The organism is Arthrobacter sp. 05L44 (genome assembly GCF_056397605.1).
In genome coordinates, this window is record NZ_JBFTNS010000004.1 from 78,865 (window position 1) to 102,978 (window position 24,114).

Below are 24,114 nucleotides of genomic sequence, written 5' to 3' on the forward strand. Positions count from 1 at the left end.
TCGGAGGGCTTTGATAGCTTGGCAGCAGGGATACTCGACCAGCGGCCAAACGGGGGCACAGTGTTTTTTCTTGAACCGGAAACAGCCGGCGCGGCATCGGACCTGGTCTACTCCGCGAGCGACCTTGTGGTGGCTGTGGACTGTGAATACCAGCTGCTGCGCAAACTGGACGAGAAACTGGGCCGCACCGCCACGGCCGATTTCGGCACTGACGAGATGCTTGAGCACGCTGCCCGGCTGGGCGATGTCCACGAGCGCAAAGTCCTGGACGGGTTCGTGGACGAATTCGGGACGTGGGACCCGGCCCGGGGGCACGGCGTGTACGACGTCGTTCCCGCCGGGGCGATGGACCGCGCCAGCCTGGCGGCCAAGCACCGGGAGTCGATCGAGGCACTGCGTGCGGGAGCCGACGTCGTGTTCCAGGCCGCCTTCTTTGACGGGCAGTTCCATGGCCGCTCCGATTTCCTGGTCCGGCAGCCCGACGGCGGTTACGCCGTGTTCGACACCAAACTGGCCCGCCACGCCAAGGTGACCGCCTTGCTCCAGCTCGCCGCCTACGGCGATCAGCTGCTCAGGGCCGGAATCCCTGTGGACCCGGCGGTGACCCTGGTCCTCGGCGCCACCGTGCAGCTGCCCGGCGGCGGATACGACTACGTCCGGAGCCACCACAAACTCGCCGAAATCCTGCCCGTGTTCCGGGAACGCCGTGACCGGTTCGTTGCCCTGACGTCCGCGCACATCGCGCAGTCCGCCCCCGTCCGGTGGGGCGTAGACGCGATCACGGCCTGCGGCCGCTGCGATTACTGCCAGGAGCAGGTCAAGGCCACCGACGATCTGCTCCTCGTGGCCCGGATGAACGCGCAGCAGCGCAAGCACCTCCACGACACAGGCGTCTACACCGTCACGGAGCTGGCCCGGGCGAGGCTGACGAATCCCACACCCACGCTCCAGCGGCTGCAGGAACAGGCCCGGATGCAGAGCGGAGTCGGTGCAGCCGACGGGGAGGTCCGGTACACCAAAGACGGTGCGGAACACACGCTGCGCTACGGCGTCCTGGCCAAGAACACCCTCGCGGAACTGCCGCCGCCCAGCCCCGGGGACATCTTTTTCGATTTCGAGGGTGATCCGCTGTGGCAGGAAAGCGCCACGGGGGTGTGGGGCCTCGAGTACCTGTTCGGCGTGATCGAGGCGCCGGCCGCACCCGGTGTGCCGGGGGTTTTCCGGCCGTTCTGGGCTCACGACCGGGCTGCGGAGAAGCAGGCGTTCCTGGACTTCCTGGACTACGTGGAGAAGCGGCGGCGGGACCACCCGGATATGCATGTCTACCACTACGCCCCGTACGAAAAGACAGCGCTCCGGAAACTGTCCGTGCAGCACGTGGCGGGCGAGGACATTGTGGATGAATGGCTCCGCGCGGGACTGCTGGTGGACCTGTACCAGACGGTCCGGAACAGCATCCGCATCTCCGAGAATTCCTACAGCATCAAGAAACTCGAGCCGCTCTACATGGGCAGCAATCTCCGGTCCGGGGACGTGAAGGACGCGGGCGCGTCGGTGGTGGCCTACGCCCGCTATTGCGAAGCCCGCGACGCCGGCCGGGCCGGGGACGCGGCGGTGATCCTTGACGGCATCTCCGACTACAACGAATACGACTGCCTCTCAACCCTGGAGCTGCGGAACTGGCTGCTGCAGCGTGCCCGGGAACGCGGGATCGAGCCGGCCGGCCCGGGTCCGGTGCCCGCCCCGCGCGGCAGCTCGGAGGACGACGGCGGTTCCCCGGACAGCGGGCCGACCCTCGGCCCGTCGGAGGTGGCGTTGCTGGCCTACTCGGAGCCCGGACGCGGCCTGCCGGAGGAGGACCGTAAGGCCGTCGCCATGCTGGCGGCGGCGGTGAGCTATCACCGGAGGGAGCGGAAATCGTTCTGGTGGGCGCACTTCGACCGGTGCGAGCAGGGTCCGGACACCCACGACCGGGACCGGAACGTGTTCCTGGTCGAGTCGGCGGAGATCCTCGACGACTGGCATCAGGTGGGACGGAAGCTCCCGGAGCGGCGGGTGAAACTGACCGGCACCGTGAGTCCAGGCTCGGACTTGCGCGAAGGCAGCAAATGGTTCCGTATGTACGGCCGGCCGCTTCCCGCCGGCCTGGAGGGCACCGGCAAAGAAGGGACCGGCCGGAACGGCTGGTTCGGCACAGAAGTCCTGGCGCTGGGGCATGAGGACGGCAAGGACACCGTCATCATCCGGGACCGGCTGCACAAGAACGTGCCGCCCCACGATGAGCTGCCCATCGCCCTGACCGAGGACCAGCCCCTCGCCACCCAAAGCCTGGAACAGGCGCTGGAATCACTCGCGGACTCGGTGGCCGCCGGGCTGGCCGCCGGTTCGATCCCCCGTCATCCGGGCCTCGATCTGATCCGCCGGTTGCCGCCAACGCTTAGCGGAGGCGCGCCGCTGCCGCAGCCCGGCGACGGACCGGATCGATTCATCGATGCCATCACCGACGCGGTCCTTGGACTGGACCACTCCTACGTCGCCGTCCAGGGTCCCCCGGGTACTGGAAAGACCCACGTGGGCTCCCACGTCATTGCCCGGCTGGTCGCCCGGGGCTGGAAGGTTGGTGTGGTCGGCCAGTCCCACGCGGTGGTCGAAAACCTGCTGAGGACCGCCGTCACAAAAGCCGATGTCAGCCCGGCCCTGGTGGCCAAGGACGTGAAGCACGACGGTCCGCTCCCCTGGCAATCGCGGACGGCCAAGGACGTGGCGGCGCTGCTGGCTTCCCCCGGCGGGGCCCTGATCGGCGGCACGGCCTGGACCATGACCGGGTCCACGGTCCCGGCAGGGTCGCTGGATCTGCTGGTGATTGACGAGGCCGGCCAGTTCTCGCTGGCCAACACCCTCGCCGTCGCCCAGGCAAGCAGCCGACTGCTGCTGCTCGGCGACCCGCAGCAGCTCCCGCAGGTCAGCCAGGGTAGGCATCCCGAGCCGGTCGACGAGTCGGCCCTGGGCTGGATCTCCGCCGGGCACGCCACCCTTCCGCCCGAACTCGGATATTTTCTCGCCGATTCCTGGCGGATGAACTCGGAGCTTTGCCGGGCCGTCTCGGCGTTGTCCTACGACGGGCGGCTGACTTCCGCCGCCGCCGCGGACCTGCGGCGCCTGGACGGCGTGCCCGCCGGGATAGAAACGGTAATTCTGCCCCATACCGGCAACACCACGTCCTCGCCGGAGGAAGCCGCCGCGGTGGTGGAGCAGGTGCGGCGTCATCTGGGGCTGACGTGGCACACGGCCGAGGGCACTCGCCCCCTCGAGCCCGCGGACATCCTGGTGGTGGCGGCCTGCAACGCCCAGGTGAATCTGGTCCGCGACGCCCTGGACCAAGCGGGCCTGTCCGGAGTCCGGGTGGGCACGGTGGACAAGTTCCAGGGACAGGAGGCCGCGGTGGTGATCGTCTCCCTGGCATGCTCCGCCGTGGCCGAGGCTCCCCGGGGCATGGAGTTCCTGCTCTCCCGCAACCGCATCAACGTGGCGGTGTCCCGCGGGCAATGGCGGGCGGTCATAGTCCGGGCGCCGGAGCTGACCAACTTCCTGCCGGCCCACCCGGACGGCCTGGAGCAACTGGGAGCCTTCATCGGCCTCTGCGAGCGATCGGTTCCCCCGACTCGTTAGGGACATGCCCGTTTCCCGCATCAGCCAATGGACTGTCCGTCCCCCGCACCTACGAATGGACATGCCCGTTCCGGGCCAACGTGGCAGACGGACATGTCCATCCCTAAACGCGACCAGTGGACAGAATATGAATCTGTCCACCGTTCGAGGCCCCCAATGGGCATGTCGGTATCTAATCAACGTCACCGCCGGACAGGCCCAACCCCTGCACCAACTCGATGGACATGCCCAGTTTCCGCACCCACGAATGGACATGCTCGTTCCGGGCCAACCTGCCGGACGGACATGTCCATCCTTGAACGCGAACAGTGGACAGAATATGAATCTGTCCACTGTTCGCGGAACCCAATGGGCATGTCCGTCTCTAACCAAGGTCACCGCCGGACAGGCCCAATCCCTGCACGACCCCCATGGACATGCCCGTTCTCCGCACCTACCAATGGACATGCCCGTTCCTGGCCAACCTGGCGGACGGACATGTCCATCCTTAAACGCGAACAGTGGACAGAATATGAATCTGTCCACTGCTCGAGGCGCCCAATGGGCATGTCCATCCCGGACTAGGCCGGGACGGCGAGCCTAGTTCTGGTAGGCCGGGTAGTCCGTGTAGCCCTCGGCACCGTCGGAGTAGAACGTCGCCGGGTTGGGTTCATTGACCGGAAGTCCTTCACGCCAGCGGCGCACGAGGTCCGGGTTCGCGATGGCCGGGCGACCCACGACGACGGCGTCAGCGTGGCCGTCGGAAATCAACGACGTTGCCTCTTCGCGAGTTGTCACAACGCCGAAGCCGGTGTTCAGCAGGAACGTTCCGTTGAAGCGGGAGCGCAGGTCCTGAACGAGTTCGCTCGTCGGTTCCTTGTGGAGGACACTGAGGTACGCCAACTTCAGTGGGGCCAGGGCGTCAACGAGGATGCCGTAGGTGGCGCGTACATCGGCGGCGTCTTCTTCCACAGCACCTTGGACATTGTGCTCCGGCGAGATACGGATGCCCACACGGTCTGCGCCCACGGCGTCAACGACGGCCTGGGTTACCTCAATGACGAAGCGGGCGCGGTTTTCGGGCGAACCGCCGTACACATCCTCGCGCTGGTTCGCGGCCGGCGTCAGGAATTCGTGAAGCAGGTAGCCGTTCGCGGAGTGAAGTTCGACGCCGTCGAACCCTGCGTCGATTGCATTGCGTGAAGCCTGAACGAACTCCTCCCGGATGCCAGCCAGCTCTTCCGTCGCCAGCGCACGCGGAACCGGGAAGGACTGCTTGCCCTCGTAGGTGCGGGTCTGGCCTTCGATGGCGATGGCACTCGGGGCGACCACTTCGTAGCCACCCGTGGTGTCCTCGTGGGTGACGCGGCCGGCGTGCATCACCTGGGCGAAGATCCTGCCGCCTTCGGCGTGGACCGCAGCAGTTACGTCGGCCCAACCCTTGAGCTGTTCTTCAGTAACCAGACCAGGCTGGCCCGGGAAGCCACGGCCGGCCGGGCTGGGATAGGTCCCTTCGCTGACGATGAGGCCGAGTGAGGCGCGCTGCCTGTAGTGCTCGACGACGAGCGGGCCGGGGATGCCCTCTTTGCCCGACCTGACTCGGGTGAGCGGAGCCATCACGAGTCGGTTGGGTACTTCCAGCTGGCCGATGGTCATGGGGGAAAACAGCATGCGCAATTCCTTTCGGAGTGGATTGGGTCCACTGAAGGGAACTCCGCGGCGTCTGCAACTATTCCAGCTGAGACTCGGATCACCGCATCTTCATCGGGACGACGGCGGTGCGCCGGGACACCCTTGGCCTTGCCGATTTCGAAGGCAGTCGTCGGCGTAGTTACGCGTGATCGACCGCCACACGCTGACCTGCTGCGGCGGCGCGTTGAACTGCCCCTGGCCAGGGATCGGCAGCGGCGGTCCTCCGTTGACCGAGTACGTGCCCTGGAAAAATGTCGTCAGGACCACCGCGAAGTCACCGGTCCGGGCGTAGACGTGACTGGTGGACGTCTTTTCACCCCACCGCTCCTGCGGCAGCGGACCACCGGCCGAACTCTGGGGACCGAACGAAGTACCGTCGCCGTAACTCCACGTGTATTGGACAGGTTTGGCGTCCACGTGGACGTCCTGCGCCAGTATTTTGATGTCGAACTGTTGTTCGGCTGCCTCGCCGAAGAAATTCGTCTCTGCACCTCGAAGCGTATGCGGGCTGGGCTGAGCTGTTACACGGCCTGCGGCGATCGGAAGTTTTTGGAACTCGGTTTGAATCATCGCGGCGATGCGGGGCAACAGTTCTTCGGGGCGGGCATCGAAGAGACACGTTGGGCCCGAGTGATAGCTCCAGACCGGGTTCGGCACCCCAGCGGGCGCTTTCAGCCAAATGACAGGAATCCCGTCCTTACCGCCCGGGCCCTTCTTGCACTCGACCACAGTCTTCAGGCAGTCGGCATCAAAATCGCCGCCCCCGAGATGGCATTGGAGCTCGTATTTGTATTGGAACGGATCCGACGAGGGAGTTCCAGGTTCAGTGGGAACGAACTTTCCGGTAGCCGGATCCATCCTCCAGCCGCCGACGTTGACACCTTGGTTCCCAAAGCCCGCATCGACTCCCTCATCGGCGACTGCAGAAATCGAAGTGACGCTGGTCAGGGCCAAGGCAAGGACCAGTGATGCCAAGATCGCGAACCGGAACCTGAAGATGTTCATCGGATCGGGTGCAGACCTGTAACCTGCCACGCTCCATTGCGAAACGCTGACAGCATGATATTCCCGGTATCTGAAGGCGGCGTCGGGGCGCGGAATTGAGATCGGTCGGGGGCGAAATAAGAAATCTTCGATTGCTGGACCTGCACTACTACCTGATAATTTCCATCAGTCCCAGCATCAAATTTCGTACTAATGGCCGCTGCAGCAATTTTGCCTCCGACTAGCCAGCGATCTCCCTGGTAGTTATGCTTGACGGCCCCTACGAGATTGGAACAGAGTTCGCAGGTCTGTGCCGTAGTCGCCGACAGCTCATTCGTTTTGCCTGTCTCGTAGGCATAGTTCAGTTGTTCGAACCAATACCGTGCGAAGGCCTCCAGCCCTTCCTTCGTCTTCGCCTTCGCGGCCGCCGGCATGACGGGGACTGGGACGTTCTGCGCACGGCCCTTGGCGTCGGCGGGCCTGTAGCTGGCGGTCGGCGTCGGTGTGGCGCTGGGCGTCTCACTGGGACCGGCGGAAGCGGTTTCTGCGGCCGAACCGCTCGCTGAAGCGGAACTGGGTGGCGGCTGCGCCGTGCAGGCCGTTCCCAAGAGGGTGGTCGCGGTGAGCAGTGCAACAGCGGCGGCAAGCTTGCGGCCGGTGGTTGGAATGCGAGTTGTCATGTTCAGCTATTCCCCCGATAGAAATCAAGACGCCTGAATCCAAACAATGCCTAAGGGTAACTGAGATCACATTCCCGCGGTAAGGGTTATCCACAGCCCACTCGCGGGGCTCCCGCCGTTGCGTCGGAACGCCGCTACGAGCCCCGCGGGAACCCGGCCCCGACCACCGCCCCACCACCACCACCAACCCCGGACCACTAACCCGGGACCACCGACTCTGGAAATTCTCTACAGCGGCCAGAACAATGGGCCCATGATGTTCGAACACACAGACGGCAGCCCCATCCTGACCCTGACTGATGACCAGATCTGGAAACTCATCGAGGGAACACAACACGGCCGGCTGGTGGTGACAGTGGGCGGCGAGCCGGATATCTTCCCGGTGAATTACGCGACGACCAACCGCAAGCTCTACCTCCGCACCGCACCGGGCAACAAGCTGGCCGAGCTAACTATCAACTCCAAGGTCCTCTTCGAGACGGACGGCATCATGTCCGAAGAGGCATGGTCCGTGGTTCTTCGGGGCACGGCGCTGGTCCTGGAGAACTCAGCCGACATCGCTGCGGCCGAAGCCCTCGGACTCAAACCGTGGGTGCCAACGCTGAAAGACTTTTACGTCGAAATCGAACCGACGACGGCGAGTGGCCGGCATTTCCAGTTCGGCGAGCACCCCGAACGCGAGATCTAGGCGGCAACGTTCATATGCCTGCCGCCTAGACTTGAACCATGGCGGACAAGCTGACCCCTGAGCGGCGCAGCTGGAACATGTCCCGGATTCGCGGCAAGAATACCAAGCCCGAACTCCTGGTCCGCCGGATGTTGCACGCCAAGGGCTACCGCTACCGGCTGCACGGCACCGCGAGCGGTGGCAGGCTCCCCGGAAACCCGGACCTCGTCTTCGCCAGCCGCCGGAAGGTTATTTTCGTCAACGGCTGCTTCTGGCATTTCCACGACTGCCGGGTGGGCCAGCACGCACCAAAATCCAACGCCGAGTTCTGGGATACCAAACGCACCCGCACCAGGAACCGCGACGCCGAACAGCGCCGCCTGCTCGAAGGCGCCGGATGGCAGGTTCTGACCGTGTGGGAGTGCGAGCTGAAGGACCTCTCGGCCCTCGAGCACCAGCTCGACGGCTTCCTCAGCCGCTGACACCGGCGGACGCCGGACGCCGGACGCCAGCCCCAGCCCCGCGGCCTCCGCCGCTAACACCACCACCCGCTAACGCCGATGATGGGCAATCAGCCACTCGGCCATATGCCGGGCACGCCCGGCCGCGGCCCGGTCTCCGCCCGCGGCAGCAACGATCGCGCCCTTCATCAGGATGTACCAGGACCGGGCGAAGCCATCCGGGTCGTTGAGCTCAGCCTCTTCGGCGAGCTCCTGCACGTGGCCCCTGATCTTGTCGAGGTAGTCGATGCTGGCCCGGCCCAGGGGGTGGGTGGGGCCCATCTCCAGCAGGATGTTGACGAACGAGCACGCCTCGAAGTCCTCCCGTGCGAACCAGTCGGCGAAGACGTCGAAGATGGCCAGCAGCCGGCCCTCCGGGGTGAGGCCCCGCCGTCGGGCCTCCGAAATGATGGTGGCGACCGTCCATTGCCGGTCGCGGCGCTCCAGGAAGGCGAGCACCAACTCGTCCTTGGATGCGAAGTGGCGGTAGAAGCTGGCTTTCGCCACACCGGAGCGGCTAATCAACTCGTTGATGCCGACGTCCCGCACGCCACGACGCGAAAATAATTCGTAGGCAACATCCAGAATGCGTTCACGGATCCCGGTAGTCTCGGCAGCACCGGCGGCGGTGCCGCTGCCGGACGCAGGAGCATGGCCTCCGCCCGCGCGTTGGGGCGGTGGTGATGCGGCCTGGGAATTGGTTGGAAGAGACATCGAAAATATCGTACCGCTACACGAGACAGACTGGTCTACCTGAGCTAAGATCGAAGCTCGGGGACTAGCACTTATTGGTCAGTACGTGGGGATACTACAAACTCCGCAGGAGAATGCACCATGCCACACCTGTTGTTGTCTACCGAGACCCGCACGCGGCACGCTGCCCGGACCCCTGAAACTCAGGAGGATCTGGAGCCCCTGCGCCGCCAGGTTTCCGCCATCATCGAGGCAATTCTCGAGGAGACCAAGCCCGATGAGGCTTTGGTTCGCGAGCAGCTACGCTGGCACGTCGCAAACAATCCCGGAGAGCCGGAAAAGGCACTCCTGAATCACCTGCTGTCCGTCTCCACGGCGGCGCAGGACAATATCGCCTAGCGCGCGGAAGAACGCTCAGCGGCTGATGGTCGCCTGGCGGACAACTTCGCCCCAGGACTGCTGCGCGAGGTCGGCCACCGAGGCCAGGATCTCCTTCGGCGGCAGGGACAGGTCCAGCGGGAACTCCACCACGTCGATGTCCGTGTTGAGGATCCGCCGCAGCTTGATCTCGCCCGCGCCGGCGTAAACAAGCCAGGCCGTCGGAACCCGCAGCGAGGTGCAGTACGCCAGCATCCGGTAGTGGTCGGCGGAGAGCGAGGCGCCGACGTCGGACGCCGCCTTGTACTTCGCGTCGTACACCATCACCGGCCGCCCGCCGAGCAAATGCACCGCGCCCGGCTGCACCATGATCCGGTCGGTGTCGCGCACGGCCTCGTTCAGCATCGAGTTGTACCGCAGCCGCATTTCGCCCGGGAACGCGCCCATCGCCTCGCGCAGGGCGGTGCCGACGAAGTCCTCGAAGACTTTGGCCATGTCCACCACAAACGACGCCGACTGCTGCTTGCCGTCGCCGGCTTCGGCCGAGGCGTTCCGCAGGATGACCTCGGCGAGCCGCAGCGCCGGATGGTACCGGGTGTTCATCCGGCTGGCCCGCCAGGGCGGCAGGGGCGCGCCCGACTGAAGGCGGGTCACGGCGTCGAGCTTTCCCTTCAGCCGCCGCAGCCGGCTGAGCACGTCGGCCCGGACGCCGGGGACCTGGGACATGCGTTCCAGGGCGGCCCGCAGGATCCGGTTCTCCGGGATGTCCTCGGTGAATTCGTCGTAGGAGACCTCCAGGGGCACCAGCATGCCGGGGCGGCGCGAGATCTGGTCCGACATCCGGATCCGGCCCTTTACGGTGCGCAGCGACTCGTCGACGTTCAGGTACCCCTGCAGCACCCCGCGGCTCAGGGCCCGGTCCGCGAGCTGGGCCAGCGACTCGGCCAGGGCGCTCCACAGGTCCGCGTCCTCGACGGCAGCCACGGCGTCATCGCGGAAGCCCTGGTTTTCGGTGTAGCCGAGCAGGAACAGCAGCCGCCCGAGGCCGAGCCGCTCCTTGGGCCGCACTTCGAGCTGCACCGACGGGGTGCGCACCGATCCGACCTTCCCGACGGGTTCAATCCGGAACAGGCCCATGCCCAGCGGCGAGGCCTTGGCCAGTCCGCTGCCGTTGATGTACGCGGCGCTGCCGGCATCGATCCGCTCCACCACTCCCCCGGACAACTCGTCCAGCACAACGTGCTGGACGGAGCCCTGAAGGGCGGGACTAGACGCGCGCAAGGCGGGCCAACAGCTGCTCCAGACCGAACCGTTCTTCCAGCTGCGCCCGGTTGAGCTGGCCGTGGTAGTGCTCTTCGAGCAGCGGCATGAGCTCGTACTTCCAGATCCGGCGGAGCCCGGTGGGGGTCTGGGCGGCCTTCTTCATGAAGTACGACGGCCCGATCATGAGGTCGCGGTCCCATTCGTCGATGGCGGTGTTCAGCTCATCGAGCAGGAGCGCCGGCGTCGTGTCCAGGTCGCGGGCCTGCAGGAAGCGCAGCAGCGAGCCCTTCACCGGTTCCGTCTTGGGGTGCAGCTCGATGAAGGAGAACCGGCGTCGGATGGCGGCGTCCATCATCGCGATGGACCGATCGGCGGTGTTCATGGTGCCGATGATGTACAGGTTGTCCGGCAGCGAGAACGGCTCCGTGGGGCTGTACTGCAGGTAGATGCGGTCGTCGCGGTATTCCAGCAGGAAGTACAGCTCGCCGAAGACCTTCGCCAGGTTGGCGCGGTTCATCTCATCAATGATCAGGAAGTAGGGCTTGCTCTCGTTGCCCGGTTTCGCGGCTTCCTCGGCCAGCCGGCGCAGCGGTCCAGCGACCAGCTTGAAGGACACCTGGCCTTCGTCGGTCTTGTCCGGGCGGTACCCCTCGAAGAAGTCCTCGTAGGCGTAGGAGGGGTGGAACTGGACGAGTTTGACCCGTTCCTCACCGGTATCGCCGGCCAGCTCGGCCGCGAGGTGCTTGGCCAGGTAGGTCTTTCCGGTGCCGGGAGGGCCATAGAGCACCAGCTGGCGGTTTTCCTCCAGCAGTTCGGCGATTTCCTGAAGGGGTTCGAGGTCCATGTGCAGGGACGCGGCGAATTCGGCCGTCAGCGGGCGGAAGCCCTCGCAGGGAGGTTCGACGACGGCGTCCGGCTCGGCGCCGTCGTCCGGCTCTGCCTCGGCTTCGGCGGGCAGAAGGGTATCGAGCGCCTGGATGACCCGGGTGACGTCCACGATCAGCCCCGAGCTGGCCAGCTGACGCTGTACGTGGCGGGGCAGTTCTGCCGTCGAGTGGACCTCATCGAACCAGCGGACCTTGCGGCGCAGCCGCCGGTTGTCCTCGTAGTGCTCGGGCTCGCCGAGGACCACGCCCACCCGGACGGTGCCGGAGTGCTGGTACAGCGTGAGATCGCCCGGTTTCATGACGGTCAGGAAGGCGAAGACGGCCGTTTTGGTGTCTTCGCGCTCCACGTAGCTGAGGTGCTTGTAGTCCTCGTCCACGGCGTGCTGGACCACGCCCGCGGTCACCCCGGGATCGAGCAGGCGGAGGTGTTCGACGTCGAGCGTCACCGCCTCCTCTTCCTGCCAGGTGGCGAGCAGTTCGGCGTTGTCGTGGTGGCTGCGCAGCAGCCAGGCCCGGCGGCCGGGGTCGCCCACCTTGCGCCACTGGCTGACCAGCTGCCGGGAGTACCAGTCGATCCGCTGGCCGGCCTGCTCGTCCAGGTGCAGCCGGATCCGGTGGATGTCGGCCGAAACTTCCTCGTCCGTGTCCCCCTTGGCGCCGCCCACCAGGGACGCGAACGCGTCGCGGATTTCCTGGCGTTCGACGTCGGCGACTACGGGTTCGAAGTATGCGGGCCAGACCAGGAATTCAATGCTGCGCCGGATCGCGGGCTGGTCTTCGGGAGTGCCGGCGGTGAGTTCGTGGAAGGCCAGGGGGTCTGCGACGGCGGCCTCGACGACGGCGGTGGGCTGGGCGTCGACGTGGGCCACGAAGCGGCAGAGCCACTTCAGGTGGTCCCAGATGGTCCAGTTGAACTCCGCCGTGCGGTCCCGGATGACCCCGTGGTCCGTCATGCCGGCATAGAGTTCCTCGGGCAGTTCCAGGGGCGGCTCCAGCCAGGACGCGGCCTCCGCGACCCGGGCCCTTTTGACCTTCAGCGACTTCACCTCGTGCGCCAGCGGCAGGGACTGCAGGAAGAGCAGTTCCACGGCCAGCTGCTTCGCCCCGCGGGACGCGCCCTCCAGGTTCTGCCGGAGGTTGGTCATCATGGGCGCCTTCGGGTCCGTGGCGCCGCTGTCCAGGCGTTCGAGCAACTCGGCGGCGGCCTCGGCCGTCCACGTCATGGTGCGCCCGTCCAAGGCAGAGGGCTGGCCGTTCAGGCCGGCGCCGAGTACAAACCAGGCCGCGTCCTCGATCTCTTTGGAGATGCCGAGGGCGCGGTGCATGGCGGTCTTTGGCGATGGGGTCATGTTTTCAATTTACAGGCTAAAGCTGAACGAAGGCATAAAAGGGCGACACTAGTTACCCTTCAGTAGGGCCGCCGCCGTGAGGCTGACGGGCCGTGCGGACCCCTATTTGGCGGCCGGGCTGCGCTTGACGCCGAAGGTGAAATACGTGCCCGGGCCCACAAAGTTCACCAGGGTCGCGGCCCGCCACAGCGCCTTGCTGCCGCGGATCTCGGCCGCGGGGCGGCGGGAGATATCCCGCTGGGCGGCAATCAGCAGGGAAATCTGGACCACGGCGGCCGTGATGGTGCCGATCTTGGCCATCGGCGAGAGTTCTTTCCAGGTCTTCTTCCGCGGGTTGCTTCGCTTGGCCATCATTGCTGCTCCTCGCTCTCGACGCTCCGGAGTCCCCCGGGCCCGTTCAGTCTAGGACCGATCCCGGGGGCGAGGTAGGGCTAGTGGGCCTGGTGGACGGCCATAAACGGGGCGAGCTTGGCCCTCTGTTCCGGGGTCAGGCGCAGGACGCGCCCCGTGGCCTCGTCCACGAAGGCCAGGTGGCTGCTGGCCTTGACGCAGTCCTCGCCGGTGACGGGGTCCTGGACGAGGTAGTGGATGTCGAAGCTGGCGCCCTTGACCGCGCCGACCCAGAGCTGGACCACGGCCGGGATGTTGCGGTACTCCAGGGTCCGGACGTACCGGATCCGGTGCTCGACCACCAGCGCCAGCGTCCCCTCCGGCACATCGTTGAAGAGCGACACCTCGGGTTCGATCCCGGGCAGGCCAGCCCCGCGGGGCGGCCCGAAGGCGGCGATGCGCGCCTCCTCCAGGATCCGGACGAGCTGCACGTTGTTGATGTGCCCGTACGCGTCCATATCGCCCCAGCGCATCGGCACCTTCACCTCGAGGCGGCGCGGCCCGTCCGCCCCGGCCACGGCGGCGCTCAGCTGTGGACCGCCGTCGGGTCCTCCAGGACGGACGCCTCGGCGTCCTCCCCGGCGAACTGGGACATGTACAGCCGGTAGTAGGCACCCTGCAGCTCGAGCAGCTGTGCGTGGCCGCCCTGCTCCACGATGCGCCCGGACTCCATCACCAGGATGGTGTCGGCGTCGCGGATGGTGGAGAGGCGGTGGGCGATCACGAAGCTGGTCCGCTCGGTGCGCAGCGCGGCCATGGCCTTCTGGACCAGGACCTCGGTGCGGGTGTCGACCGAGCTGGTGGCCTCATCCAGGATCAGCAGCGAGGGGTTGGCCACGAACGCCCGGGCAATGGTGATCAGCTGCTTCTCACCGGCACTGACGTTGTTGCCTTCCTCGTCGATGACCGTGTTGTAGCCCTCCGGCAGGGCCCGGACGAAGCGGTCCACGAAGGTGGCCTTCGCTGCGGCCATGATCTGGTCCTCGGTGGCGTCCAGCTTGCCGTAGCGGATGTTCTCGTAAATGGTGCCGCCGAACAGCCACGCATCCTGCAGGACCATACCGACTTTGGAACGCAGTTCGGAGCGGCTGAGCCTGGTGATGTCGACGCCGTCGAGGGTGATGCTGCCTGCGTTGAGCTCGTAGAAGCGCATCACCAGGTTCACCAGGGTGGTCTTGCCGGCCCCGGTGGGACCAACGATCGCGACCGTGTGGCCCGGTTCGGCGGTGAAGGAGAGGTCCTCGATCAGCGGCTTGTCCGGGGTGTAGCTGAAGGTGACGTTCCGGAACTCGACGTGCCCGTCGGTCTTGGCCGGCAGGTGTTCGGTGGCGGTCTCGGCGTCCTGTTCGTCGGCGTCGAGGAATTCGAAGACCCGCTCGGCCGAGGCCACGCCGGACTGCAGCATGTTGGCCATACCGGCCATCTGTCCCAGGGGCTGGGTGAACTCGCGGGAGTACTGGATGAACGCGGTCGCGTCCCCCAGGCTCATGCCGCCTGAGGCCACCCGCAGGCCGCCGACCACGGCGATGCCCACGTAGCTGAGGTAGGAGACGAACTGCATGACCGGCATGATCATGCCGGAGACGAACTGGGCACCGAAGCTGGCCTTGTAGAGTTCCTCGTTGCGCTCGTCGAAGCGGGCCAGCATGTCGGCGTCGCGGCCGAACACCCGGACGAGGTCGTGGCCGGAGAACGATTCCTCGATCTGGCCGTTCAGTTCGCCGGTGTTCTTCCACTGCGCCGCGAAGAGTTTCTGGCTGCGCGCGCCGATGATGCCTGCCGCGACACCGGAGAGCGGGAGCGCGATCAGGGCGATCAGGGCCAGCTGCCAGGACACGATGAACATCATGATCACGATGCCGAGCACGGTCAGGGCCGAGTTCACCAGCTGCGCGAACGCCTGCTGGAGGGCCTGCTGGATGTTATCGACGTCGTTGGTGACGCGGGAAAGGATGTCCCCGCGCTGGCGGGTGTCGAAGTAGTTCAGCGGGAGCTTGTTGAGCTTCTTCTCGGTGTCATCGCGCAGCCTGCGGACCACACGCATCACGAGCACGTTCAGGACGTAGCCCTGCAGCCAGAGGAAGATGTTGGCGACGAAATACATCACCAGGACCACGCTGATCAGGAACGCGAGCTTCTGGAAGTCGATGCCGACCCCGGGAACGACGTCCATCCTGGACAGCATGTCCGCGAAGTTGTCCTGGCCCTGGGTACGCAGCCCGGCGATGAACTGGTCCTTGGTGACGCCGGCCGGGAGCTGTTTGCCCACCACGCCGCCGAAGATCACGTCCATGGCCTGGCCGAGGATGCGCGGGGCGATGACGTTGAGGACGACGGCGACGGTCACCATGGCCAGGACGGTGACGATGCCGGCGCGCTCGGGCTTCAGCAGTCCCATCAGCCGTTTCGCGGACGGCCAGAAGTGCTGGGCCTTCTTTGCGGGCACACCGAACATCCCGCCATCGGCCTCGCCGGGGGTGAATTCCTCTTCGTAGAAGTCGTCGTCGGACGCGTCGTCGGGCGCCGCGGCGGCGTCGTGCGGGGTCTTGGCAGCCAGTTCGGGGCTGAGCTTTTCGTTGGTGCTCACGCGATGGCCTCCGCGGTCAGCTGGGATTCGACGATTTCCTGATAGGTGCTGGAGCTCTCCAGGAGCTCCTCGTGGGTTCCGCGGTCCACGATCCGGCCCTTGTCCAGGACCAGGATCTGGTCCGCGTCCGCAATCGTGGAGACGCGCTGGCCCACGATGATGACGGTGGCGTCCGCGGTTTTGGCTTTAAGCGCCCGCCGGAGCCGGGCGTCGGTGGCGACGTCCAGGGCCGAGAAGGAGTCGTCGAAGAGGAAGACCTTGGGTTCGGTGACGAGGGCGCGGGCGATGCACAGGCGCTGGCGCTGCCCACCGGAGACGTTGGTGCCGCCCTGCGCGATCCGGGACTCGAGCCCGTTCTTCTTTTCACGGACGAAGTCCGCGGCCTGGGCGACCGTGAGGGCGTCCCAGAGGTCCTGGTCGGTGGCTTCAGGCTTGCCGAACCGCAGGTTGTGCTCGATGGTGCCGGAGAACAGGTAGGGCCGCTGCGGAACCATCGCCACGCGTCCGGTGATCTCGGCGCGGTCGAGCCGGGTCACCGGGACGCCGTCGAGCAGGACCTCGCCGGAGGCGGCGTCGAAGAGCCGGGGCAGGAGCGCCAGCAGGGTGGTCTTGCCGGCGCCGGTGGACCCGATGATCGCCACTGTCTGGCCGGGTTCGGCGGTGAAGCTGATGTCGCTGAGGACCGGCGCCTCGGCACCGGGGTAGGCGAAGGAGACGTTGCGGAACTCCACCCGGCCGGTCTTGGCGGCGGGCGCCTCGGGGCTGAGCGGTTCGTGGATGGAGGGTTCGACGTCGAGCACCTCGCCGATGCGGTCCGCACATACCGAGGCCCGCGGGATCATCATGGCCATAAACGTCCCCATCATGACGGCCATCAGGATCTGCAGCAGGTACTGCAGGAACGCGGTCAGGGACCCCACCTGCATCTCCCCGGCGTCCACCCGCTGGCCACCGAACCAAAGGACGGCGGCGGTGGAAACGTGCAGGATCATGCCGATCGCCGGGAACATCAGCACAAACAGGGAGCCGATTTTCAGCGACACGTCTGTGAGTTCCTTGTTGGCGCCGCCGAAACGGTCCGCCTCGTGGGGTTCGCGCACGAAGGCGCGGACCACGCGGATGCCGATGATCTGTTCGCGCAGGATGCCGTTGAGCCGGTCGATCTTGGCCTGCATGGAGCGGAAGAGCGGCATCAGGCGGACCACGAGGTACCCGACCACCACCACCAGGAGCGGCACGGAGACCCAGACCAGCCAGGACAGGTTGAGGTCCTCGCGGAGGGCCATCACGATGCCGCCGATGCACATGATGGGGGTGGCCACCATGAAGTTCAGCCCCATGAGCATCAGCATCTGGACCTGCTGGACGTCATTGGTGCCGCGGGTGATCAGGGTGGGTGCGCCGAAGACGTTCACGTCGCGGGCGGAGAAGCTGCTGACCTTGCGGAACACCCCGCGGCGCAGGTCCCGGCCGAAGGCCATCGCGGCCTTGGACCCGAAGTAGACACCGGCGATCGCCGTGACCACCTGGACCAGCGCCACCGCGAGCATCAGCCCGCCGGTCCGCCAGATGTAGTCAGTGTCACCGCGGGAGACGCCCTCGTCGATGATCTGGGCGTTCAGGCTTGGCAGGTAGAGGGCCGCAATGGTGGAGGCCAGTTGGAAGACGACAACGGCCGCAATATACGGCAGGTACGGCTTGGAATAGCGCCGTATAAGGGTGACAAGCATGCCCGCGGGTCCTTCGGAAGGGTTTGTGTAGCGCAGAAGAGAAAAATGGCAGGAGAGGAACAAGGAAAGTATTAGCAGGAGGGGCCGACAGCGTCGGCTGTCCTACTCTACGAAATCCGCCGCCGGCGCGGAACCTCCGGGAACGAATGTCATCCAATCGTTTTAGGAGGTGGGCCGCTGCGGCTCTGGAAAGAGTGCCCGAAGCGGGCCCTGGCGGCAGGACAGCGGCCCCGCGGCCCCCTGGATCGGGAGCTGCGGGGCCGCTGGTGGTGGTGTGCCGGCCTACTCGCCGCGGTGGCGGGCGTGCGTGGCGATGTAGTCGGCCGCGGCGCGCTGCAGTTTGCGCTCCTTGGCCAGCTGGCGGCGCAGCCTGGTCAGCTCATCGCTGACACGGGCCTGCTCGGCGGCGATGGCCCGCTGTTCGGCAGCCTGCTCGTGGACGGCGCGGAGCGCGTCGGCGAGCTGGAGCTGCTGCTCGGCGAGCAGCCGCTGGGTCTGGACCAGCAGGGGCACGATGTCAGCGTCGTCGGCGCGGGCCTCGGCCACCAGGGTCCGGGCCCGGAGCCGGGCACCTTCCCGCTCGTTCCTGGCCTCCCCTTCAGCGGACGGACGGTGGTCCTGGCCGAGCCGGGCGGCGTCCGGGAAGCGGGATTCGGCGGTCCGCTGACGGCTCAGGACCTCGATGAACTCACGGTCCAGGTCGACGATGCCGGTGGCCGGCCCGTCCGTAACGGAGTCCGTTTCCCGGCCGGCGACGACGGCGTGGGCTTCTGCCCCGGCGTCGACGTCGGCGCCCGAACCGGTGACGGACGCGGAGGCCGCGGCGGCCGCCGACGACTCCGGCTGGAGATCCACCGTGCGGCGCAACGGCTTCTCTTTGATGAACAGCACGGCGATCAGGGCAACCACACCGATGATGGCCGAGATCAGGAAGATCTCCGCGGTGGCGTCACCGTAGGCGGCGCGCATGATGTCGCGGATCCGCGGCGGCAGGTCCTTGAGGTCCATGCTGGCCCCGGCCGAGCCGCCCTTGACCGGAATCCCGGCGGCGGCCAGGCCCTCGGTGGCGAGGGTCTTGACGCGGTTGCCCAGGACGGCGCCGAGCACCGAGACACCCGCGGCGCCGCCGACCGAGCGGAAGAACGCAACCGAGGCGCTGGCGGTACCGATGTCGGTGGCCCGGACGGTGTTCTGCACGGCCAGCACGAGGTTCTGCATCAGCAGGCCCAGGCCCAGGCCCAGCACGGCGGTGTAGATGCCGGTCAGCCAGAGCTCGGTGGTGTGGTCGATGGTGCCGGCGAGGCCGAGGCCGCCGATCAGCAGGATGGAGCCGGCGATCAGGTAGCGCTTCCACTTGCCGGTGCGGCTGATCAGCTGGCCGGAGAGCACCGAGCCGATGAGGTTGCCGGCGATCATGGGAAGGGTCAGCAGGCCGGCCTCGGTGGGGCTGGCGCCGCGGGCCACCTGGAAGTACTGGCCGAGGAATGCGGAGGAGCCGAACATGGCGACGCCCACGGCCACGGAGGCCAGGATGGAGAGCGCGGTGGTGCGCTCGGAGATGATCTTGAGCGGGATGATGGGCTGCGCCACACGGGACTCGACCAGCACCAGCAGGCCAAGGAGGACGACGCCGCCGCCCACCATCGCCGCGGTCTGCCAGGACCACCAGTCGTAGTAGTCCGGGTTGCCGGCGAAGGATACCCAGATCAGCAGGAGGCTGACGCCGGAGGTCAGCAGGATGGAGCCGAGCCAGTCGATCTTGGCCGGGCGCTTGACGTGCGGCAACTTCAGGGTGATCTGGAGCAGGATCAGGGCGATGACGGCCAGGGGCACGCAGACGAAGAACGTCCAGCGCCAGCCGAGCGGGCTGTCCACGATGAACCCGCCAAGGAGCGGGCCGCCGGCGGTGCCGACCGCCATCACAGCGCCCATGTAGCCGGAGTACTTGCCGCGGTCGCGGGGCGGAATCATCGATCCCATGATCGCCTGGGCCAGAGCCGTGAGGCCGCCCATCGCGACGCCCTGGATGACGCGGGCCGTCAGCAGCAGCGGAATGGTCTCCGAAAGACCGGCCATGACCGAGCCGGCCACGAAAATCACGATGCTCAGCTGGACCAGGAACTTCTTGTCGAAGAGGTCCGCCAGCTTGCCCCAGATGGGGGTGGTGGCGGCGTTGGCCAGGAGCGCGGCGGTGATGACCCAGGCGAAGTCGGTCTGGGTGCCCTTGAGCTCGGACATGATGGTGGGCAGCGCGTTGGCGACGATGGTGCTGCTGATGATGGCGGTGAAGAACGCCGCGAGCAGGCCGGTCAGGGCTTCCATGATCTGCCGGTGGCTCATGGCCACCTGGGGTGCCGGGTGCGGGTTCGGGGTGGGTGCCGGGGGAATTCCGGCGGCGGCAGCGTGGCTGGCCATTGATTTACTCCTCAACAAAGGTGGTCGTGTCGGTGGATCCGGCCGTCTTTGCCCGGGCTGAACTCCGTAGGGATTCAGCTAGTTTTTTCAGGGTGCGTGCGGTCTCTTCGACGTCGTCCTCGCTCCAGTCCTGCAGGAAGACCTGCAGGGCGGCTGCACGCTGCGCCTCGATGGACCGGAGCTTCTCGATCCCGGACGGTGAGAGCGCGATCAGCTGCGCCCGGCCGTCCTCGGGGTCGGGCCGGCGGACCACGTAGCCGTGGTCGACCAGTTCGGCGAGGTGCCGGCTGAGCACGGGAGCGCTGACGCCGAGCCGCTCCGCAAGCTGCGTGGCCCGGGTTTCGCCCTCCCCCACAAAGCGCAGGACGCCCTGGAGCGCGACGCCGGTTTCGTCGCCGCGGAGGTTCGCCGCAGCAACGCACCGGACGGCGCGCTGGAGATCAAAAATGTGGTGGACCAGATTGGCCGCAGTAGTCGACGCGACTGACATATGTGGGTACGCCCCCTTATTTGCTTGCCCGAAGCAACAATACCTTAAATTGATTGCTTTGGGAAACTAAGAAGCGCACGGGAGGGGGTCCGGAAACGCCTCAGACCCCGAATCCGGGCGGACTCAGGGCCTGAGGCGGACGGGGTGCTGGTGCCTAGACGTCCAGGTGGGTGGGCGCGAACATCTTCAGGAGCGTCTCGACGACAACGACGTTGGGGCCGTCAGCGGCGAACCCGGCCGCCAGGGCATCCCCCACATCCTCCGGGGCCACCCGCACGGCCGGGACCCCGAAGGCCTCGGCCAGTTTCACGAAGTCCGGGCGGGCGAGTTCGGTGGCGGTGGCCTTGCCGAAGGCGCCCACCATGTATTCGCGCAGAATGCCGTAGCCGCCGTCGTCGACGATCAGCCAGGTGACCGGGACGTTGTGCTGCTTGGCGGTGGCCAGCTCGGAGATGGAGTACATGGCCGAGCCGTCGCCGGAGACGGCGAGCACCCGGGCGGGCTTGCCGGAGGTGCCCGTGGTCTCCAGGCCCACGGCCCCGCCGATGGCTGCCGGGAAGCCGAAGCCCAGGCCGCCGGCACCCTGGGCGGAGTGGAACTGGCCCTCGCGGGCGTCCCAGCAGGACCAGCCCCAGTAGGCGGAAATGGTCATGTCCCAGAAGGTCTGCATGTGCGCGGGGACGGCCTCGCGGATGTCGGCCATGAATTTCAGCTCTTTGCCGAGGTCCTGGGATTCCAGGCGTGCCGTGACCTTGGCCAGGGTGTCCTTGACCAGGTCCTCGGGGGTGCTGCCGTGCCAGTCCGCGCGCTCGCCGTGCGGTTCCGTCAGGGCCGCGTCGAGGGCTGCCAGCGCCTGGCCCGCGTCGGCGCGGATACCCAGGCCCGGCCGGTTGGATTCGAGCACCCGGGGTTCGGCGTCGATCTGGATGATCCGGCCGCGCGGTTCGAAGGTGAAGTAGTTGGAGGTGACTTCGCCCAGCGAGGATCCGATGACGATCAGCACGTCCGCGTCCTCGAGCAGCTCGGTCATGTACTGGTCCTCGATCCAGGACTGGAGCGAGAGGTCATGGTTCCAGGGGAAGGCGCCGTTGCCGCCGGGCGTGCAGATCACCGGGGCGCGGAGCTTTTCGGCGATGGACAGCAGGGACTTCTCGGCCCGGCCGCGGCGGGTGCCGCCGCCGGCGATGATGGCCGGGCGCTTGGCCTCCGAGAGCCAGGTGACGGCTTCGCGGACGAGCTCCACGCGGGGCGGGTTGTCTGCGGCTTCGGCGAGCGCGTCCTCCACCGGCGGGACCATGATCGGATCCAGCAGGACGTTCTGCGGGATCTCGAGCCAGACGGGGCCCTGCGGCGAGGAGATGGCCTCGGTCCAGGCGTCCTGGATGGCCGAGGGGATCCCGGAGGCGTGCTGGATCAGCCGCTGGCTCTTGGTGACGTTGGCGGCCGAGGCCTTCTGGTCATCGAGCTGGTGCAGCATGCCCTTGCGCCGCGCGCCCAGGCCTTCGAGCGGAATCTGGCTGGCCACCACCACCATGGGCACCCCGGTGGCGTAGGCCTCCTGCAGTCCGGCCAGGGAGGTCAGGGCGCCGGGGCCGGTGGAGAGGAAGAGGACCCCCACCTCGCCTGTGGCGCGGGAGTAGCCGTCTGCTGCGAAAGCTGAGTTGTTTTCCACCCGCGAGGAGACGAAGTGCAGGTTCCCGCGGCCCATCGCATCGAACAGGCCCAGCGCGTGCTGGCCCGGGATGCCGAAGACGGTTTTGGCGCCGAGCGCCTCGAGGGTCTCGACGACGAGGTCGCCGCCGTTGCGCACGCCGCTCACTGGGCGACTCCGGCTTCGACGGGACGGGCAGCGGGCGCGCTGAAACCTGCCGGACGGCGGGTCTCGCGGCCGAGGGCCTGGGCGGCATAGCCGTTCGGCGCACCGGTCCGGTCGCCGTCGACGGCGTTGTCAGCCATCAGGGTGACCAGTTCGTAGGCGACATGGCTGGCGGCCACCCCAGTGATTTCCGCGTGGTCGTACGCCGGAGCGACCTCGACGACGTCGGCCCCCACCAGGTTCATCCCGCGGAAGCCGCGGATGATCTCCAGCAGCTCGCGGCTGGTGAGGCCGCCGGCTTCCGGGGTTCCGGTGCCCGGGGCGTGGGCGGGGTCGAGGACGTCGATGTCCACGGAGATGTACAGCGGGCGGTTGCCGATCCGGTCGCGGACCTTGGCCACGGTTTCCAGGACGCCCTGGTAGTAGACGTCGGCGGAGGTGACGATCCCGAAGCCGAAACGGTGGTCGTCGTCGAGGTCCTTCTTGCCGTACAGCGGGCCGCGGGTGCCGATGTGGCTGGTCGCCTCGGTGTCCAGGATGCCTTCCTCGACGGCACGCCGGAACGGGGTGCCGTGGGTGTATTCGGCGCCGAAGTACGTGTCCCAGGTGTCCAGGTGGGCGTCGAAGTGGAGCATGGCCACGGGGGCGCCGGCACGTTCGGCGGCGGCGCGCAGCAGCGGCAGGGCGATGGTGTGGTCCCCGCCCAGGGTCAGCAGCTTGCTGCCGGCGGCGGTGAGGTCCAGGGCGTTCTGCTGGATGGTCTCGATGGCCTCGTTGATGTTGAACGGGTTGACGGCCATGTCCCCGGCGTCGGCAACCTGGATGTTCTCGAACGGGCTGACGTCCCAGGCCGGGTTGTAGGGCCGGAGCAGACGGCTGGCCTCACGGACGTGGTTGGCGCCGAAACGCGCGCCGGGACGGTAGGAGACCCCCGAGTCGAACGGGACGCCGACCACCGTGACGTCGGCCTTTGCCACCTGGTCCAGGCGCGGCAGGCGGGCGTAGGTGGCGGCGCCGGCGTAGCGCGGGATGCGGGAGGAATCGATGGGGCCAAGGTTGCCGTTGGCTTCGATGCGCAGCTCTTCCAAGAGGGCGTCTCCTTCGAGGGTTGTCCGACTGGTGTGACTGTCATCATACACTCGAAGTTGCCCGTCGCGCATCAAATGTTTACCTTCTGGCGGCCGGCCCCTACTGGCTGGCGGCGGGGACCAGCACCCAAAGCACCTCGACCGGCTCGTTAGTGGGATTGATCCACGTGTGCGGCTCCCGGCCCGGGAAAGTGACCGTATCGCCGGTTTCCAGCTCGAACTCCTCATTGGTCAGGATCAGCCGGATACTGCCCTTGACCACATGAAGGACGTCGACATCGCAGTCGACGGCGTAGAGCTCGGACTCGCCGCGGCCCTGCGGCTCGATGACGGCCTGGATAATCTGGACCCGGCGCTCGGAGCGCGCAGTGAGGAGCCGTTCGACGATCCCCTCGCCGCCAAGCGAGATCCGGGGACCGTCGCCCTTTTTGGTCAGGTGGGTTTCCGGGGCGGCAAAGAGGTCCCCGATCGAGATGGAGAGCACCTGGCAGAGGGTGACCAGCGAACTCACCGACGGGGAGGTGAGGTCCCGTTCGACCCTGCTGAGGAATCCCTTGGTCAGCCCGGTGGCGTCCGCGACCTGTTCGATGGTGAGCCGCTGCGACTGCCGGGCGGCGCGGATCCTGGAACCGATGGCAACGGGCGCATTGCTCGGTTCTACGGGTAGAGCCTTCATGAGGGAAACCTTTCACGGCCGGCCGCGCGGCCCCAGCGTTGGAGCCAATCCTAACTGGAGACACGCGCTGGAGCGGCAGGCCGGACACGCCGTCGTAACACCTTGACTGTTACCGACGTCACACCCTACTGTTTGGCAACAAGTGTTGCCTATTAGGCAATGAACCGGGTGTTCCCCTCCG

19 protein-coding genes are annotated in these 24,114 nt (G+C 66.8%); 4 read left to right on the plus strand and 15 right to left on the minus strand.

Annotation, left to right across the window (positions count from 1 at the left end; translation table 11 throughout):
• The first annotated feature begins 60 nt into the window (after window positions 1-60).
• Window positions 61-3,669 carry a TM0106 family RecB-like putative nuclease gene (locus AC1DHY_RS10640; RefSeq protein ID WP_476903592.1) on the plus strand — a complete coding sequence of 1,203 codons (3,609 nt, stop codon included), beginning with the start codon at window positions 61-63 and terminating at the stop codon, window positions 3,667-3,669.
• Window positions 3,670-4,248: 579 nt separating this feature from the next.
• Here AC1DHY_RS10640 and AC1DHY_RS10645 read toward each other — a convergent pair.
• From AC1DHY_RS10645 to AC1DHY_RS10655, 3 genes are all read right to left on the minus strand, one after another.
• Window positions 4,249-5,319, minus strand: a complete 1,071-nt coding sequence (locus AC1DHY_RS10645; RefSeq protein ID WP_476878120.1) for an alkene reductase — start codon at window positions 5,317-5,319, stop codon at window positions 4,249-4,251.
• Window positions 5,320-5,409: 90 nt separating this feature from the next.
• Window positions 5,410-6,345 (minus strand): PKD domain-containing protein, encoded by a 936-nt coding sequence (locus tag AC1DHY_RS10650; RefSeq protein WP_476878121.1) that lies wholly within the window; start codon window positions 6,343-6,345, stop codon window positions 5,410-5,412.
• The gene (locus tag AC1DHY_RS10655) at window positions 6,342-7,004 is read right to left on the minus strand and encodes a DUF6318 family protein (RefSeq protein WP_476903593.1); all 663 of its coding nucleotides are present in this window, start codon (window positions 7,002-7,004) and stop codon (window positions 6,342-6,344) included. Before AC1DHY_RS10655 ends, AC1DHY_RS10650 begins: the two co-directional genes overlap by 4 nt.
• A 253-nt stretch (window positions 7,005-7,257) precedes the next feature.
• Here AC1DHY_RS10655 and AC1DHY_RS10660 point away from each other — a divergent pair, with 253 nt between their 5' ends.
• Window positions 7,258-7,692: a pyridoxamine 5'-phosphate oxidase family protein gene (locus AC1DHY_RS10660; RefSeq protein WP_476878123.1), complete on the plus strand. Its 435-nt coding sequence runs from the start codon at window positions 7,258-7,260 to the stop codon at window positions 7,690-7,692.
• Between the two features lie 38 nt (window positions 7,693-7,730).
• Window positions 7,731-8,153, plus strand: coding sequence for a very short patch repair endonuclease (locus AC1DHY_RS10665; protein ID WP_476878124.1), 423 nt, complete (start codon window positions 7,731-7,733; stop codon window positions 8,151-8,153).
• A 69-nt stretch (window positions 8,154-8,222) separates the two neighbouring features.
• Here AC1DHY_RS10665 and AC1DHY_RS10670 read toward each other — a convergent pair whose 3' ends face one another.
• Window positions 8,223-8,771 carry a TetR/AcrR family transcriptional regulator gene (locus tag AC1DHY_RS10670; protein ID WP_476878134.1) on the minus strand — a complete coding sequence of 183 codons (549 nt, stop codon included), beginning with the start codon at window positions 8,769-8,771 and terminating at the stop codon, window positions 8,223-8,225.
• Window positions 8,772-9,005: 234 nt separating this feature from the next.
• Here AC1DHY_RS10670 and AC1DHY_RS10675 point away from each other — a divergent pair, with 234 nt between their 5' ends.
• Window positions 9,006-9,263, plus strand: coding sequence for a hypothetical protein (locus AC1DHY_RS10675; protein ID WP_476878125.1), 258 nt, complete (start codon window positions 9,006-9,008; stop codon window positions 9,261-9,263).
• Window positions 9,264-9,278: 15 nt separating this feature from the next.
• Here AC1DHY_RS10675 and AC1DHY_RS10680 read toward each other — a convergent pair whose 3' ends face one another.
• The 11 genes from AC1DHY_RS10680 to AC1DHY_RS10730 form a co-directional block, all read right to left on the minus strand.
• Window positions 9,279-10,475 (minus strand): 5-methylcytosine restriction system specificity protein McrC, encoded by a 1,197-nt coding sequence (locus AC1DHY_RS10680; RefSeq protein WP_476878135.1) that lies wholly within the window; start codon window positions 10,473-10,475, stop codon window positions 9,279-9,281.
• 34 nt (window positions 10,476-10,509) lie between these two features.
• Complete coding sequence (locus AC1DHY_RS10685) at window positions 10,510-12,741, minus strand: McrB family protein (protein ID WP_476878126.1); 2,232 nt, start codon at window positions 12,739-12,741, stop codon at window positions 10,510-10,512.
• Between the two features lie 102 nt (window positions 12,742-12,843).
• Window positions 12,844-13,095, minus strand: a complete 252-nt coding sequence (locus tag AC1DHY_RS10690) for a hypothetical protein (protein WP_476878127.1) — start codon at window positions 13,093-13,095, stop codon at window positions 12,844-12,846.
• A gap of 77 nt (window positions 13,096-13,172) precedes the next feature.
• Window positions 13,173-13,604, minus strand: coding sequence for an acyl-CoA thioesterase (locus AC1DHY_RS10695; RefSeq protein ID WP_476878128.1), 432 nt, complete (start codon window positions 13,602-13,604; stop codon window positions 13,173-13,175).
• A 53-nt stretch (window positions 13,605-13,657) separates the two neighbouring features.
• Window positions 13,658-15,586: an ABC transporter ATP-binding protein gene (locus tag AC1DHY_RS10700; protein ID WP_476878136.1), complete on the minus strand. Its 1,929-nt coding sequence runs from the start codon at window positions 15,584-15,586 to the stop codon at window positions 13,658-13,660.
• Between the two features lie 128 nt (window positions 15,587-15,714).
• Window positions 15,715-17,448, minus strand: coding sequence for an ABC transporter ATP-binding protein (locus AC1DHY_RS10705; RefSeq protein ID WP_476878129.1), 1,734 nt, complete (start codon window positions 17,446-17,448; stop codon window positions 15,715-15,717).
• Window positions 17,449-17,730: 282 nt separating this feature from the next.
• Window positions 17,731-19,788, minus strand: a complete 2,058-nt coding sequence (locus AC1DHY_RS10710; protein WP_476878137.1) for an MFS transporter — start codon at window positions 19,786-19,788, stop codon at window positions 17,731-17,733.
• Between the two features lie 79 nt (window positions 19,789-19,867).
• Entirely contained in the window at window positions 19,868-20,353 is a 486-nt protein-coding gene (locus AC1DHY_RS10715) for a MarR family winged helix-turn-helix transcriptional regulator (RefSeq protein WP_476878130.1), read from the minus strand.
• 154 nt (window positions 20,354-20,507) lie between these two features.
• Complete coding sequence (locus AC1DHY_RS10720; RefSeq protein ID WP_476878131.1) at window positions 20,508-22,172, minus strand: thiamine pyrophosphate-binding protein; 1,665 nt, start codon at window positions 22,170-22,172, stop codon at window positions 20,508-20,510.
• Entirely contained in the window at window positions 22,169-23,257 is a 1,089-nt protein-coding gene (gene speB, locus AC1DHY_RS10725) for an agmatinase (protein ID WP_476878132.1), read from the minus strand. Before speB ends, AC1DHY_RS10720 begins: the two co-directional genes overlap by 4 nt.
• A gap of 100 nt (window positions 23,258-23,357) precedes the next feature.
• Complete coding sequence (locus tag AC1DHY_RS10730; protein WP_476903594.1) at window positions 23,358-23,933, minus strand: helix-turn-helix domain-containing protein; 576 nt, start codon at window positions 23,931-23,933, stop codon at window positions 23,358-23,360.
• Window positions 23,934-24,114 lie beyond the last annotated feature (181 nt).

Bases quoted from the DNA above. Each gene is read 5' to 3' on its own strand.
- AC1DHY_RS10700 (WP_476878136.1), bottom strand. From the start codon at position 15,586: ATGTTCGGTGTGCCCGCAAAGAAGGCCCAGCACTTCTGGCCGTCCGCG.
- AC1DHY_RS10715 (WP_476878130.1), bottom strand. From the start codon at position 20,353: ATGTCAGTCGCGTCGACTACTGCGGCCAATCTGGTCCACCACATTTTT.
- AC1DHY_RS10675 (WP_476878125.1), top strand. From the start codon at position 9,006: ATGCCACACCTGTTGTTGTCTACCGAGACCCGCACGCGGCACGCTGCC.
- AC1DHY_RS10710 (WP_476878137.1), bottom strand. From the start codon at position 19,788: ATGAGCCACCGGCAGATCATGGAAGCCCTGACCGGCCTGCTCGCGGCG.
- AC1DHY_RS10655 (WP_476903593.1), bottom strand. From the start codon at position 7,004: ATGACAACTCGCATTCCAACCACCGGCCGCAAGCTTGCCGCCGCTGTT.
- AC1DHY_RS10665 (WP_476878124.1), top strand. From the start codon at position 7,731: ATGGCGGACAAGCTGACCCCTGAGCGGCGCAGCTGGAACATGTCCCGG.
- AC1DHY_RS10685 (WP_476878126.1), bottom strand. From the start codon at position 12,741: ATGACCCCATCGCCAAAGACCGCCATGCACCGCGCCCTCGGCATCTCC.
- AC1DHY_RS10690 (WP_476878127.1), bottom strand. From the start codon at position 13,095: ATGATGGCCAAGCGAAGCAACCCGCGGAAGAAGACCTGGAAAGAACTC.
- AC1DHY_RS10660 (WP_476878123.1), top strand. From the start codon at position 7,258: ATGATGTTCGAACACACAGACGGCAGCCCCATCCTGACCCTGACTGAT.
- AC1DHY_RS10705 (WP_476878129.1), bottom strand. From the start codon at position 17,448: ATGCTTGTCACCCTTATACGGCGCTATTCCAAGCCGTACCTGCCGTAT.
- AC1DHY_RS10695 (WP_476878128.1), bottom strand. From the start codon at position 13,604: ATGCGCTGGGGCGATATGGACGCGTACGGGCACATCAACAACGTGCAG.
- AC1DHY_RS10650 (WP_476878121.1), bottom strand. From the start codon at position 6,345: ATGAACATCTTCAGGTTCCGGTTCGCGATCTTGGCATCACTGGTCCTT.
- AC1DHY_RS10645 (WP_476878120.1), bottom strand. From the start codon at position 5,319: ATGCTGTTTTCCCCCATGACCATCGGCCAGCTGGAAGTACCCAACCGA.
- AC1DHY_RS10730 (WP_476903594.1), bottom strand. From the start codon at position 23,933: ATGAAGGCTCTACCCGTAGAACCGAGCAATGCGCCCGTTGCCATCGGT.